The 14,289-nt window shown below is 53.0% G+C and carries 8 protein-coding genes and 2 pseudogenes; 5 read left to right on the top strand and 5 right to left on the bottom strand.

The annotated features are described in order from the left end of the window. Positions 1–121: 121 nt before the first annotated feature. Complete coding sequence (csg, locus tag P1L40_RS22130) at positions 122–2,992, bottom strand: HVO_2072 family ArtA-dependent S-layer glycoprotein (RefSeq protein WP_284011619.1); 2,871 nt, start codon at positions 2,990–2,992, stop codon at positions 122–124. A 15-nt stretch (positions 2,993–3,007) separates the two neighbouring features. Further along, a complete protein-coding gene (locus tag P1L40_RS22125) occupies positions 3,008–5,533 on the bottom strand; it encodes a carboxypeptidase regulatory-like domain-containing protein (RefSeq protein WP_284011618.1) in 2,526 nt (841 codons plus the stop codon). Positions 5,534–5,910: 377 nt separating this feature from the next. Here P1L40_RS22125 and P1L40_RS22120 point away from each other — a divergent pair. The 4 genes and pseudogenes from P1L40_RS22120 to P1L40_RS22105 form a co-directional block, all read left to right on the top strand. After that, positions 5,911–7,059 (top strand): annotated as a pseudogene (locus tag P1L40_RS22120) (ISH3 family transposase). A gap of 714 nt (positions 7,060–7,773) precedes the next feature. Next, positions 7,774–8,715 carry a ParA family protein gene (locus P1L40_RS22115; RefSeq protein WP_284011617.1) on the top strand — a complete coding sequence of 314 codons (942 nt, stop codon included), beginning with the start codon at positions 7,774–7,776 and terminating at the stop codon, positions 8,713–8,715. After that, positions 8,715–9,272, top strand: a complete 558-nt coding sequence (locus tag P1L40_RS22110) for a DUF7970 domain-containing protein (RefSeq protein ID WP_284011616.1) — start codon at positions 8,715–8,717, stop codon at positions 9,270–9,272. Before P1L40_RS22115 ends, P1L40_RS22110 begins: the two co-directional genes overlap by 1 nt. 253 nt (positions 9,273–9,525) lie before the next feature. Next, positions 9,526–9,731, top strand: a pseudogene (locus P1L40_RS22105) (IS6 family transposase); the annotation flags it as partial. Here P1L40_RS22105 and P1L40_RS22100 read toward each other — a convergent pair. Beyond that, positions 9,732–10,340, bottom strand: coding sequence for a TetR/AcrR family transcriptional regulator (locus tag P1L40_RS22100; RefSeq protein WP_284011615.1), 609 nt, complete (start codon positions 10,338–10,340; stop codon positions 9,732–9,734). It lies immediately after the preceding pseudogene. Between the two features lie 34 nt (positions 10,341–10,374). Further along, positions 10,375–10,872: a hypothetical protein gene (locus tag P1L40_RS22095; RefSeq protein WP_284011614.1), complete on the bottom strand. Its 498-nt coding sequence runs from the start codon at positions 10,870–10,872 to the stop codon at positions 10,375–10,377. A gap of 231 nt (positions 10,873–11,103) precedes the next feature. Between P1L40_RS22095 and P1L40_RS22090 the strand changes: the two genes are divergently transcribed. Further along, positions 11,104–12,678 (top strand): DUF7827 domain-containing protein, encoded by a 1,575-nt coding sequence (locus tag P1L40_RS22090; RefSeq protein WP_284011613.1) that lies wholly within the window; start codon positions 11,104–11,106, stop codon positions 12,676–12,678. A gap of 359 nt (positions 12,679–13,037) precedes the next feature. Here P1L40_RS22090 and P1L40_RS22085 read toward each other — a convergent pair. Continuing rightward, a protein-coding gene (locus P1L40_RS22085) for an IS630 family transposase (protein WP_284011612.1) occupies positions 13,038–14,167 on the bottom strand; the annotation gives its coding sequence in 2 pieces (ribosomal slippage) (positions 13,038–13,735 and positions 13,735–14,167; 1,131 coding nt in all). Between the last annotated feature and the right edge of the window lie 122 nt (positions 14,168–14,289).

Raw genomic sequence — 14,289 nt, 5'->3', positions numbered from 1 at the left:
GTAGCTTTTAGGCGACTCTTTGGCGGAAAGGACTTTACACCCGTATAGGTAAATCGTACAGAAGTATCTAAGCAACCAAGTTCCAATAAAAATATAGTTCTAAGGACCGGAGTTATTCCGGTTAGTTGTTACGGCGGACTGCGAGCAGCGCCGCGGCGACCAGCGCGACCAGTGCGATCACAGCGGTGAAGCCGGGACCGTCCTGGGACGTGGTAGTCGGTTCGTCAGTCGGCGTGCTCATCTCCGTGGTCGGCTGCTCCGTAGGCGTCGGCGTTGCCGTCGGCTCGTCCGTCGGCTCCTCGGTCGGCGTCGGAGTCGGCTCCTCGGCCGGCGTCGGAGTCGGCTCCTCAAGGGAACCCTCTTCAACAATCTGGACGCTCACACGGTCGGTACTGTCACCATCATCGGATTCGACGGTGTAGTTACCGGGCTCAACGCCTTCAGGAACTTCAAGAGAGAGGTTCCACTGGCCATCCGTGCCCCATTCTTCCGTGCTGTCAAGAGTGACAGATTCACCGGAAGCATCGAGCAGCTCAACTGTAATCGTGGTATCCTCAGGATCACGGTTGCTAGTACCATTGATTTCGAAGGTCCCGCCAACTTCAGCAGGACTGTTGATACTTTCAATGGACGTAAGGCCGTCTGCAAGTCGGAACGTTTCCGTGACCATCAGGTCATCGCTAGCCGTATCGTCAATGCTGTTGGCGACGATCCGATCTCGAACCTGATTACCGGAACTCGAACCCGTTGCGTAGGTGTTCTCGATCCGGTCTGCAAAGTCATCTTCATCGAAGTTATTATCACCGAATTGGCCATCTCGGCCCGACGAGATGATGTGACCGGAGACGGTTCCTTCGCTCAGGGTACCGATATTGAGTTCTTCCTCGTCGAATGTCCCGTCACTGTCAACGGAAACCACGTGCGCCTGGGCGTTGCCTCGCTCATCGACAAAGGCGATGACAACGTTGCTCTTACCAGGTGCCGTACCTTCGACATCGATCTGGCTATCCTGGGTGGCAATGTCCCCATCGTAGGTGATGAACGTACCGTTCAGTTCCGTATCGGTGACACGGATCGACGAGGTACTGCTAACGCCACTGTTGAAGTCGGAAGTACTCAGTCGTGAGTCGACTTCACCGTCGCCATCAATGTCAGCGTCGGTAGCGTCAATGACACCAAGACGGTAGGTACCGGGGAGCGACAGGATGTCGTTCCCACCGGTCTCACCGTCGGAAAGCGTGACATCCTCCACGTCGAAGGAATTGTCACTGTCAACGCTGATTACGGTGCCACCGTTGTCGAACTCACCACTGGTGACGAGTTCGAAGTCATTGTTATCACGTGCGTAGATGGCCACATCGTCAACACCTTCGTTTGCGGTACCGTTGACATCAACTTCAGAACCAACGACATACGCACCGGTTGGGCTCTCAAGAGAGATCTCTCCTTCAGTCACTTCGAAGGATGGCTCATCGTCAACAGACACATCGGTATCTTCTAAGTTGGCGTCGATGTGTGCACCATTCGGGGCGTAGTCGACAGTAGTGCCGCTTGCTTGGTAGAGTTCAGTGTCAATACTAGCTGAATCCAGGTACTGCGTTTCGATGCTGCCGACACCTTCCCCGCCATCAATCTCAACGATGGCATACGCGTACTGAACGTCATTGATGTCGGCATTCGCGTCGTCGGCCTCAGTGGACGAGATCGCTTCAGGGTTTCCGTTTTCAACTAGAACACCAGATTCCGAAACATCGCCGACGTTCCGGAAGATATCTGCTGCCTGGTCAACGGAAACGCCATCGCGGAATTGATTACTGCTAATAGCAACTGCGTGGTAGTTTCCTTCAGGGCTATCTTCGATCGTGAAGCCGAGGTTCTCACCCTGAACGACTTCCTCACTGTCAAGATTCAGCGAGGCCGTACGTTCCGAGGTAATGGTCACAGTTGTCGACTGGCTAGCATCACCGAAGTCGAGATCTTCGACACCAGAGATGGTGAACGTGTAGTCACCAGCGTCGACGGCGGACGGGTCGAAGGAGATGGTGCCGTCACCGTTACGCGTCTGGACTCCGGTGACGATCTCATCCGTAACGTCAAGTCCGTTCTCGTCCTCAACAGACAGTTCAACGTCTTCTGCATCCTCGAAGTTGTATTCGACGAATGCAGCTGCTTCAGTCTGGTCAGTCGTTAGGACGCCACCGCTGACATCCGCTCCATCGTTGTTCTGAATTTCGAACGTGTTGATTTCTGGCTCCTGAACGGTAACAGTAAAGCCAGCGCCGTTGCTGTAACTCCCGATCGCCTGATCTTGCGGGATTGGCAGGCGAAGCGGGACGCCTTCGTTCGCACCGGCAGTCCGCTCAATTGCGGCAGGCGAGATCTCGTCGCCGTTGTCGCCGACGAACGTGATGTCATCCTCGCCCTGGAAGATTGTTGCTCCGTTTCCGACCTCACCGACACTGGTCGAAGTGTCGTACGGACCCGCACCGCGCGAACCGGTTTCAGGCGGTTCAGGGCTTGTATCCGACGAGACGGTAACCGTGGTACTCACCGAGTCAGTGGCACTCGTTGAGTTGTCTCGAAGCTCACCATTGGCATCAACGGTGTAATCGTCATCACTGGCACCAGCGTCAACTTCGTAGGTGACAGTTGTCGTAACTGAGTCACCACTGTTAACCGGCCCCAGAAGCCCGAAGATGACGGATGGTGGGCTTCCATCAAGTGCCGGTCGGCCATCACCACTTGCGGAAACCGCAGTGATACCGGATGGGGTATCAAGGGAGATGGCGCCGGCTGGACCCGGATCATCTCCGGTATTTTCGAGTGTATACGTTACTTCGAACGTGTCGCCAGGCTGGACAGTGCCAGCATCGGTAGAGGCGGAGAGTGACGCCCCAGGGGCTGCAGCAGCCGGTGCGGAGATCGCAACGACTGACAGCACCATCAGGGCCGTCATCGTAATCGCCTGTACGGTCTTACTTGTGTTTGTCATGTTTGATTTACCTCGTTAACTATTGAACGCAACAAGTACGTCTAGCACTTGGTCGTTGGTGATTTCACCGGAGTTGAAATCAACAAGAGCATCAAGGACTCCGTCCTGATCAACAACTCCGTTAGCATTTCTATACTCGTCAACGATCGGCGGAGACTGTCCACTTTCAACAGTTAGCGTTGCAGTCTGGCTGTCATCGGCAGTGTACACGCCATGCGTGTAGTTACCCGGTGACAGATCCGTCGTACTGATATTCTCGAATCTCACTTGCGTTGTTTCTGACGCGTTGAGGGAAACTGGCTGGCTCCTGAGCGTCGTACCGCCGACGCGGAACTCAACCGTCTTATTACCCTCAACCAGTCCGCCGTTCGTGATGTTTGCCGTCACGGTGATGGTGTCACCCTGGGCAACGGTCACATCCTGCGGGTTAAGATCCGAGACCTGGAAGTCAGCCGGACCCGGCTCGGCGCCCACCACAACAATGTCGTTCGTGGTGGTACCTTCCGGAATTCCCGGGCCAGTTGCTGGTCCGGTCGTTGCTGTACCTCTCAGACCAGTAACCGTCTCAGCGACGACCTGGTATACGTTACCTGAGCGGAGGTTTGTGAACACGTACGAACCGGTGGTTCCAATCTCGGAGGTTCGTCCGGTACTTTCGAACTCTTGGCTGGTGCCGTTGTACTCGAAGAGTTCAACTGTAGCCTGGCCCCGTGCCAGTTCCTCTTCGTCTTCGTTCACAACGTCACCAGTCAGCTCAGCGGACGTGAAGACAGTCACTTCCGCCTGCTGGCTTCCGGTCGTGTTGTACACGTCATCCTCGCTGTTGTTCGTTTCCGCGGTAACGTTCGTGGTACCGCTTTCGGTTGCCTGGAACTCGACCGTTTCCGTTCCATCAGGTCCAGTCGTCACGGTCGCGTTGTTCGGCTCCAGCGGGAGGTTATTTGTCAGCGAGACATCTACCTCTTGATTTGGAGCAGGCTGGAAAGCCTCGGTCGAAGCTTCAGGTCTAGACTCAACCGTGACCTCAGCGATCACCGTTGAACCGTCTGCCACTTCGATCGACTTCTCGTCGTTCACGGTGACGTTCAGGCGGAATTCTTGAGCCGGCCCACCTGGGAACACAGTGAAGTCGTGGTTTTCGGTTGCGTTTGCAACCACATCCTGGCTTTCGTTGGCCGCCACGTAGCTGCCAGTCGAACTGGTTTCGTTAAGTCGGTTGAACCCGTTTGCCTTCACGTACAGGTTAACCGGACCTTCTGAAGCTGTGATCCCCTCAATCGAGTACTTGCCTTCGGAGTTGACAGGGCTGACCAGGAACGGTGCCTGCTCCTGGGCGTAAGCGAGAGTTTGGTTTTCGCCAGGGTAGGCTGCATAGACAGTCGCGCCCTCAACAATATTGCTCTCGTTGTCAGTGACCTCACCCTGGATGTTAGCGTTACCACGTGCCTCGCGGAAGGTCGCCGTAGTGTTCACCGTGTTGCCTGCCTGATCGGTGAAGGTGATGTTGAACTCGCCCACCTGGCCGCTTGTGGCGGTAAACGTAGCGAGTCCACTGTCATTCGTCGTCTCAGTGGTGCTGGTGAAGTTCACGTTACTCGACGGCGAGGAGGCGTCAATATCAACGCCGTCAAGCGGCACGAACGACCCATTTTCTGTGTCGTTGGTGGTAACTAAGACGGTGTAAGACACTTCGTCTGTGTCATCCGCGATAGCCGCCGAGTCACTCTCATTGATGAATATATCATCAGCGTTTATGTTACGTGTGATTACCAAGTTCGCAGTCGTTGTTCGGTTGGAAGTAACGGCCTGGTTGGCGGCCTGTGCGGTAGTGAAGCCTTGCCGTTCAACTGTGACATTGTAGTCACCGGGCTCAACAGCAACAGTGTACTCACCGTTGGAATTACTATCAGTGGTGAATGTCAGGCCGTCACTGGTGCGAACAGCGGTGATGTTCGCGTTTGGAACATCGTTGTTATTCTGGTCTGAGATACGGCCGGAGAGGAAGCCTTGGTCACCAGAGCCGGTTCCAACGACGAAAGCATCCTCAAATGAGTTCTCGGCGTTGTTCCCGCCCGTATCGGTCACGTTAACCGTGAGGTTGTAGTTGCCTGTCGACGTTGGGGCTTCGACAACCGCACCATCGATTGTGATCGTTTCGTCGACATTCGACGAACTCGGCTGGAGCGAGAAGGTGATGTCACCATCGTTGTTCACCTGTCCGTTCTGGCTGACGGAAACACTGTTGGTGTTCACACTGTTGAGGTTTGAGAACTCAACACCGTCTTGTGCGCTCACAACGAATTCGACAGTCTGTCCTGAGTTGTTATCGTTCAGGTTGTTTGTGTCGAACGTTATATCTGTACTACTACTCTGGCCTGCAGTCAGGCTCAGATCGGCGTTCCCACTAGCACTAAACTGTAAGCTAGCGGGAGCGTTAGCCGCAGCAGCGTTCCCCGAGAGCGCGACGGTACCTCCGAATACGGAGATCACCATCAGCGCCGCAAGGAACAGACTGCGGAGCTTTTCATTTGTGTTTGTCATATCTTGACTCTTGTTGATTGATTACATCGCAGCAGTCTGCCAACAGCACTGGAATATGACTCCAGTACCAGAGGGCAAGCCTGCCACATGGGTAGGGGCACTCCAAAGTGGAGGTTGGTATTATAAATGCTTTGTGTGTTGTATTGGGGTGCTTGCAGGCATAGTGCAGAAATATGCATAAAAAGCAGTAAGTTGATTCAGCTTTGCACGCGGAAGCGGGAGCGTAACAATAGGTAGTAGCGAGGGCAGATGATAGATACTATCTCGTGCACGCGCTCTTTCAGCGAGGCTCAAGTCGCTGTCACTGGCACAACACCGTCACGCGGAAACCTCAGTCGATCACATCGGGTTAGAGGAAGCGTCTGCTTGGGAGGAATGTGGAAGCCACCCAAGCAGACAGCGAGATAGAGGAAGAGCACCTGCTTAATTTTGTCGTCAACAGCTTTGACGAGGAACTTGCGATAGGTCTCGGCGAGAACGTCGAAGTCACCACGGAGAAACTGTATGAGGTCCTCGCCGGCGCCAGCGCCGGCGGGACCTCGATCAACCACGTCTGCGAAACGACCGACGACTCACCGCATGCCAACGCCGTCCGGGGACATCTCACCGATCAGTCCGAGCTTGATCCGGTTGAGGCGGTTGGTGACACTCTCTTCCAACGAGATACGCTTGAGACACTGCCGGATCGACCGGTGGAGGTCTGCACAGACCTCCACCTCGATCCCTACTATGGCGACGAAGACGAGACAGAAGCGCTGTACTCATCGCAGGCGAAACGGGGGATAACGACGTTTCACGCGTACGCGACGCTCTACGCGCGGGTACGAAATAAGCGGTACACGCTGGCGGTGCGCCAGCTTGTCTCTGGCGACACCACCAGCGATGTCCTCGCCGAGTTTCTCAACCTCCTCGACGGCCTTGACCTCAGCGTCAAGGCCGTCTACCTCGATCGCGGATTCTACAACAGCACCTGTCTCGGACTGCTGTACGCGCACAACTACGCCTACGTCATGCCGATCGTCAAGTGAGGAGAGGCGATTCAAGAGGAACTGGACAGAGGCTGGAGCCGCGAGATCGAACACGATCTCGCCGGCGAGGTGACGTTCCCTGTGTTCATCGACTGCGTCTACCAGCAGGGACGATACGACGAGCACGGGGTGGCGCGTCACGGCTACGCCGCTGACGCGCCGTTCATTGACACGCCGCGGGATGCACGAGAGCACTACAGCAAACGCTTCGGCATCGAGTCGAGTCGAGTTACCGCTTAGCCAAGCAGAGCCTCGCATTCACCAGTTCTCAGGACGCTGGTCTACGGCTGGTGATGTTTGTCGTGAGCCTGCTGCTCCAGAACAGCTGGCGGTATCTTCACTGGAGGTACGTGGCGGCGCCCCGCCGCGGGGGCGCCGCCTCTGGAGGGGCCGTTCACGGAGTTCTGTGAGATGGTGCTGCGGGCCGCTTGGACAGTGCTTGGTGTTCGCAGGGCTGTTCCAGCGAACCAGCCACTCGACGACCGGTTCTTCCGGTAGCTGTCCACCCGTCCGGACAGCGGTTATGAGTGGCAGCACTGTCGCGTCGGCGGCAGTCCGCCGCCGACAGCGACGGTCCATCCCGAAGACCACACTCACCAGTGCCTCGAAGACGTTGCACGACCGGTTCGATCTGATTCACCGCTATCAGACAAGATTACGCGGCTATCGATGTGATCGACTGAAGTTGGGGTAAGCACCTCGCTACAAAAAATAGACGCACCGATCGATAGGTGATTCGCTCTTACGGAATGCGATAGCACATCTAGACGTTCTTCGAGGAGCCGAAGCAGGATTTGGGCTTGGAGGCTGCGAGATACAGACCGACGAATACCAGCCATCACCGCCGACAGCGGCAGCTTCTACTTCGATTAGCACCTTTGACCACTGTTGACGACTCATCTCAATTGAATAGGAGACTCAGGTCAGGTGAACTGGCGATGCTTCGTGAGGCGCTGAGTATGCATACAATGGATAAATTCGCGTCTGAGCGTCAGTTAGTCCTCGTAGGAAACGAAGACGCTGCTTCGTATTTTACTTTAACCCGTGTTTTTAGGCTTTATAGTATGGTTTGCTCTATAGATTTCTAGAAGACTTACTAAACAAAAATACAGTAGGCAAATAATATGGCCATACAGACGCCTGTTTGGCCATCTTGTTGAAAGGTGGCTTGTCTGGCGAACTTTTATTATGGATGGCAGTATTATTCTACATATGGCAATTGGGTTCACTTGGTGGTCTGCCAGCGGAGGGCCTGGTAAGACAACAAATGCGATGCAAACTGCGGCAGCAATCGGGCGTGACGGATATAATGTCCTCGCTGTAGACCTTGATCCACAACGAGGGGCATTAACGCATTACTGTGGATATGGCGAACTCACGTACGACGATGAAGACACTGGATACATCGTCGAACCAAATATTATGGATGTTCTGTTCGACAATATAGGACTGGATGAAATTATTGTCGAAACCGAGCATTTTGATCTCGTGCCAGGACACGAGGATATGGGGAACTTTGAATCAGCGGTCGCTGATTCACCGCGGATGGCAGCAGATCAATTTTTCGTGGTTCGTGACGCGATTGAAGAATTGAGCAACGGTTACGATGTGGTGATTGTAGATACACAAGCAACCCACACAAAGCTAGTTGACAACGCGCTCGTCGCGGCGCAGAACATCATGGTGCCGATCGAACTTACCCCGAAAGGGAAAGCCTCTCAGAAAGAACTTGAAGATACGTTAGCAGCAATCGAAAAGGGGTTCCGAGGAATGAATGTTGACGTGACGATTTGCGGGACGGTACCCTGTCGTGTTGGAAACGCAAAGATCTTCGAAGAATATCGTGAGCAGATGGAAAGCGAGGGAATCCCAATCAGTCCCTTCTCAATTCCCGAGCACTCCCTGCTTCGCTATACCTGGGATAAGCGGATGGATCTCTTCAGCTTCATTGAGTCCGACGAGACACGAGAACTACGATCGTACGAAGAGCACGTCCCGCTAGCCTACAAGGTGATTGGGCGGTGGATGGTTGGGGAGTACAGCTACGAAGAAGCGATCGACCGCTGGGATGATGTGAAAGATATGAAGATGGGAGACGCAACCCCGGAGAAGTTGCTTGAGGGTGCAGATCCAACAACGGAGGTGGATGCCTAATGGGGAAAGAAGGCCGGTACAATTTCGATTCAGGTTCAACAGACGCACTAGGCGACGATAACAGCGAAGAGTTAGAGGGGCAACCCACAGCTGAGGAGGAGACAAAGCGTGGCTCTCAAGAAGAAGAGAAAATGCAAAACACGAAGCAGTCTGTGGGGACTTCAGCAACTGGAACAGAAACAGAGACAGCAACTGAAGAAGATGAAACAGCGCCCAACAAAGAGGCAGAGTCGGAGACCTCGCTTCCTCCTGCGGGTAAAGCTGGTGATCTGCGAACGGGAGAAACGCATCATACGATCCCAGAGGAATTTTCGATGTCGAATCTCCCGATCAAGCAGCGCCGTTCGAATGTGAAGGAGTATCGAGATGTGGATCTCACAGTGACGATTCAACAAGAAACAATGGATGATATTCGGGGAGCGAAGCGAGCGTTAGAAGACGAATTCAATGGGGAAGTTCCAAAGACAGATGTCTATGAAATTGTACTGATAGCCGGTGCGAATGATGACCTCTCGCTCCTCGATGCTGCCCATATTGTTGGTTACGGAATTGAGTGAAACTGCTTCGGGGGAGTCCCAAGACACTCGGCCTACCGCGCCCGTAGACTTACCCACCGCTCAGGGTCGATATCATCACACTTGTACTGGTGCTTTCAGATGGGTAGCACTCGTTAGTGCTAGATGCTTTTTCAGAGTTCTGTGAGGTTTTTGGAATGCTTTCACCATTGGTGGCGAGCTATCGGTTCCCTCAGGAGGGCACTGTCTAGTTGAGCGAGTTTGAGAAGCGAGGAGGCCATAGCGAGAAGTGTCCATGCAACTCGCAGACCTGCTCAGCGAAACGTTAGATGAGGACGGTCAAGACGTTTGGGAGAACGAGCGAACCCCGACACCCGTCCGGCGGTTTGGGGTGCGTCTCCATACGGCGGGGCTGTCGATCAGGGAGACGGTCGCGATCTAGACCTGCTGGGTGTCGATCGCTCTCACGGAGCGGTTTGGAATTGGGTTCATACGTTGTCCTCAGGAGTGACGTTTCAGTTCGGTATCAATATACGAGACCAGGGAAACGCGTGCCGCCGCAGCGGTGTTATGGCGATCTGTGGTCGTTCGACCGTACATCGCGCCGTTGACCGTAGCCAAGATGTGCTCTGCAACCCGTGACGAGTCAATGTCACGGAAAGTGCCTTCGTCGATACCACGGTCAACGATGCTCCGTATGGTAGCTGCCAGTTGTTTATCGATCTGCGTAAATTGCTCGCGAAATGTCTCATTCGTCACCGCCTGTGATCGAAGACTAACCAGTACCATCTGAAGCCGTCGTTGCTCCTCGTCACGCTGAAGTGGGAGAAGTTCCTCGATGGCGTGCTTAAGGTCTTCTACCGGTTCATCACCTGTTTCTGTATCAATCGTCTCTTCGAATCTATCCACGGTGAACTTGAGGAACGTGATCATAAGGTCGTCTTTCGTGTCGTAGTGGTGGTAGATCGCGGCCTTTGACTTGCCAAGCTCATCGGCGATCCGGGAGATCGACAGGCCGGCATAGCCGTATTCGAGCAGGGCCCGATAAGTGGCTTGCATAATCTCTTCTTCGGCAGTGCTCCAACTCTCTTTGCGTTGGTCGGTAGTCATTGAGACATCAAGCTTGTCGAGGACTCTCGTTGACTCAAGGCTCTAGATCCCATTCCTGTTTAAAATGACTCATATTGTATTTGGCACGGTTTGCTCTTCCAACTTCTTCACGAAACCGTTCGATATGTTCGAATAACTGTAAAAAAGACTGTTTATTGTTATGCTTTCCCTGTTCAAGACTGGGAATGATTGTTTCACATAATATTTCGACAGCTTCGTTCCGGACAACTAGATATGGATGAAGTTCCAATAGGAATGTCTGAACTGAGTTCCGTCGTCCGATCACCAGTTCATAGCTAGTGTATTCTCGATCAGTTTGTTCTTTTGTTCTATATTTAACACCAACTTCATCACAGAATTCAGCCAATAGTTCAATACTTTCAGTTGACTCTGTTTTTATCCGACACTCAATAGCGATCCGGTATCCGACAGCTCGATCAGATGCCTTCCCAACTGTGACTACAATACCACTGTGGTTGTCAACTAATGCAGCGATGTAGGGACGTACCCATTCTATTTTTTGTTTTTCCATGTGCGACATTAAGTCGTACTATTTGTATGTTTATATGCCTGTATTGTCTAGCGGGAGAGAGACGATTGTCTTCGCGGTCGTTATCTCGATATGGGCGAGACAACCGGGCAAAGCAGGTGGGTCGAGGACGTTGAAGGTCAGTTACCCACGACTGAAGTCGTAGACTTCCTCCGTGCATCTCTGTGACTCTGACACAAGACATATATGCGACTCCGGGTAGTAGCTAATACAATGAATAGAGTGGTATCCAACATAATAACAGCACTCCTCATTTTCTCCTTAGTAGTTGTAGCTGTCCCAGCTAGTGTCTCTGCAAGTCAACCAGCGGAACAACAAGTGTCGTTTGAAGACCGATCCGTTGGAGTTGAAGAAAACAGCTCAGCTACGACAGAACTATCCATTCCTGACGGAAGCACCGCTACAGTGACCGTGCAGAATCAAAATTATCAAGCCCAACTAAACATCACTGATCAGAATGCAGACGGGAGCATATCATTAAGCGTACTACCAAATGCCGCGCGCAACGCTCCCGAGTCCGCTGCATATCGGGCCCAAGGCCCAGATAGTCTGGATATTATTTCTCCAGTCGAAAACCCCCTTGGCCCAGGAACATATGATATGATAGTTACCTTGGGGAATAGTTCATCCACTATCGAACTGAAAGTATATGACGTTGAATATAGGGCTGGAGAGGCAACTGTCCTTCCAAAGAATCAGCAGGTCACATCCCAGTCAATTAGAACCAGCTTCCAATTCAATGAATCAGTGGCCCGAGGAGATACGGTTGTTGTAAACTATGGGTTTAGACCTGAGCTATCCACCACAATGCGATCTTCGCTTCCAGGCAACAACCTAATTTATCCTAGTAATAGCTCAGAGAGAGCAGAGACGACTCATACTGTCCAATATAGCTCCGACGAATTAAGTAGCTTCTCTACCGTTGAAGTTGATTATCGAGGTGGTGACGGAAATATCCCCAAGACGCTATCCAATGCCAATATCAAGCACATCGGAATTGATACCACTGGTGATGGGATCATCAACAGAGATCTAAGTAGTTCAGTGACGACTGTTCGGATTAACAGCCAAGGAATTATTACGATTGGATTTAATGACAGCGTAACTCTGCCATCTGACAGTCGGCTACTCGTACAATTCGCTGGGGTACACAATCCAAGCCATGATTCGGCCGATACCGTTCAAGTGAGCGTTGGTGATTCAACCCAGACTGGAACGATCCTGTATGGTTACGAAGGTAACGGTACGCTCGGCAACGGTGTCAATCTAAAAGCAAGCACCAACGGGCCCACTGAAATCGTCGCACCGTTACCCTTTAATTACATTTCAGACTCGGATGGGAATATGACTGCTGCACTCAGCACGGATGGGTTTAGTAACGTACAAAATGAGTCACTAAATATTATCATGACCGTATCCCGCTCTGAAGGACCGTCAAACGTTACTGTTCTTTCGAACACCATTGAGGTTGTAGCACCATCGGCGAATATAACGACCAAGGACGAAATCAATCTAAAGGCCGATTCAACTAATATATCGGTAAATGGAACAACAAATATAGCACCCATGAATAATATCTGGGTACGTATCCAGTCAACACAATCTGTTCCGTCACCGTGGCTGTATCACTACAAAACTACCGTCACTGAGAATCAAACGTTTTCAGTCCATGTTCCAGCTACTGATCTTCATGACGCGGAATCAATTGAGGTTACCCCTGTTAGTAGAACAGCGCCACTCAATGATGGAAAGCAGATGAATATCTCTAAGTCAGTTACCCACGACTGAACAGTAGTTGCTGATTCGTGTCCGAGAAACTGCCGAAACAGGGCGGTCGAGAGGACGGATGTGCTCCCGACCACCCGGTCCGATGCGAGTGAAAATCGCTTTGGTCTGGATCTTCTTCGCTCATAACTGCCTGCCCCTTGGGTATCGACATCAAGAACGTTTAGCTCAGGGAGTACTGGTCTATGTCTCGGTCGAAGGCGGCGGGCGCGCCCTGGGTTGCGGTGTAAAGGTGGCCAGTAGACCGCTTTTGAGCGCGCTCCTCAAGAAGTGCCACCAACCGGATATTACTCTCTGGACTAATAGTATTGTGATTTGTCTTCCGTTTCTATAGATTCGGCACGGCACTGTCTAGTGGTGCTTCAAGCGTCACTTGAGACGGGATAGAGCCTGCGAAGTTTGATGCGGGCATCATCGGTTGTGAACTGCCAGTCGGTAGAGGAATCCGCTTCGTTCCGGCTCCGTTCCCACGCAGCGACCTCCGCACGGAGCGTCGCTGCGTCGGGAATCCGGCGGGCGAGACACTGAGATACGAGTGCGCTGAGCTCGATTTCTGCCATATTGAGCCAACTTCCGTGCGGCGGTGTGAAGTGAAACCCTAGCTTCGCAAGCAACCGCCGAGCCTCCTTTGGCGGGAGAAACTCGTAGAAGGCGTACTCGGTGTGAGTGCTGAAGTTGTCGAGCACCACCCGGATGCGATCTGCATCCGGGTAGTGCACATCGGCGAGTTGGCGCATTTGCTCGACGAACTCGACCTTGGCTCGTTTCTTGGTCACATCGATGTGACGCCAGCCGACCAGTGGTTCACTGATCACGAAGAGGTTGTGCGTTCCGCCTCTTCGGTACGTGTAGTCAGTGCGAGCGACCGCTCCCGGTTTCGCCGGGAGCGGGTCGCGGACGTGGGTGAGAAGTTGTTTGTTGGTTTCGTCGAAGCAGACGACCGGCTGATCCTCATCATACGGTTCGTGGTAGAGGGCGAGAATATCCTCCATCCGGCAGACGAACTTGGCGTTTTGGCCGGGAGGAATCACCCACTGGGTGGATCGGTGAGGTTGCAGTTCGTTTTTTTGAGAATCTGTCGAACGGTCTCATGTGAGATCGACTCGACATCGATCTCATCGAGAGTGACAAGGGTGTCTGCGAGGAGGTGGAGTGTCCAGCGAGCGCGCCCTTCGGGCGGCTCGCTGCACGCCAACGCAATCAGGTGGGCTTCAGCGCTGCCATCGAGTTTGCGCGCATAGAGACGATCCGGTTTCTTGCGTTCGATGGCACCGAGACGCTCGCGGGAGAAGCGCTCACGCGTGCGCTGGACGGTGGCGCGGCCACAGTCCAGCGCGTCAGCGACTTTCGGGTCGCTCCAGCCTTCGTCGGATTTTAACAAGATACGTGCTCGGGTGAGTTTTTGAGCACTGTGGTTGCCAGCTGAGACCAGCGCTTCGAGTTCTGCTCGCTCTTCCTCCGTCAAATCGACGAAGTACAGTTTCCTGCTCATGAGGAGATTCTAGAGGTCGTTCAGCAGCTTAACGATATCACATCAGGCTTGAAGCACCACTAGACAGTGCCCCTGGGATAGTTGTGTTGACTTTCAGATTCGAAGTTGAATTCTCGAAAGAG

The organism is Haloarcula pelagica, from assembly GCF_030127105.1.
In the GTDB taxonomy this organism is placed as follows: domain Archaea; phylum Halobacteriota; class Halobacteria; order Halobacteriales; family Haloarculaceae; genus Haloarcula; species Haloarcula pelagica.
Note: the sequence above shows the minus strand (reverse complement) of the source record. Positions and strands in the feature narration are given on the sequence as shown.

Excerpts from the sequence above, each read along its gene's own strand:
- P1L40_RS22090 (WP_284011613.1), top strand. The coding sequence starts at position 11,104 with ATGAATAGAGTGGTATCCAACATAATAACAGCACTCCTCATTTTCTCC.
- csg (WP_284011619.1), bottom strand. The coding sequence starts at position 2,992 with ATGACAAACACAAGTAAGACCGTACAGGCGATTACGATGACGGCCCTG.
- P1L40_RS22115 (WP_284011617.1), top strand. The coding sequence starts at position 7,774 with ATGGCAATTGGGTTCACTTGGTGGTCTGCCAGCGGAGGGCCTGGTAAG.
- P1L40_RS22110 (WP_284011616.1), top strand. The coding sequence starts at position 8,715 with ATGGGGAAAGAAGGCCGGTACAATTTCGATTCAGGTTCAACAGACGCA.
- P1L40_RS22125 (WP_284011618.1), bottom strand. The coding sequence starts at position 5,533 with ATGACAAACACAAATGAAAAGCTCCGCAGTCTGTTCCTTGCGGCGCTG.
- P1L40_RS22095 (WP_284011614.1), bottom strand. The coding sequence starts at position 10,872 with ATGGAAAAACAAAAAATAGAATGGGTACGTCCCTACATCGCTGCATTA.
- P1L40_RS22100 (WP_284011615.1), bottom strand. The coding sequence starts at position 10,340 with ATGACTACCGACCAACGCAAAGAGAGTTGGAGCACTGCCGAAGAAGAG.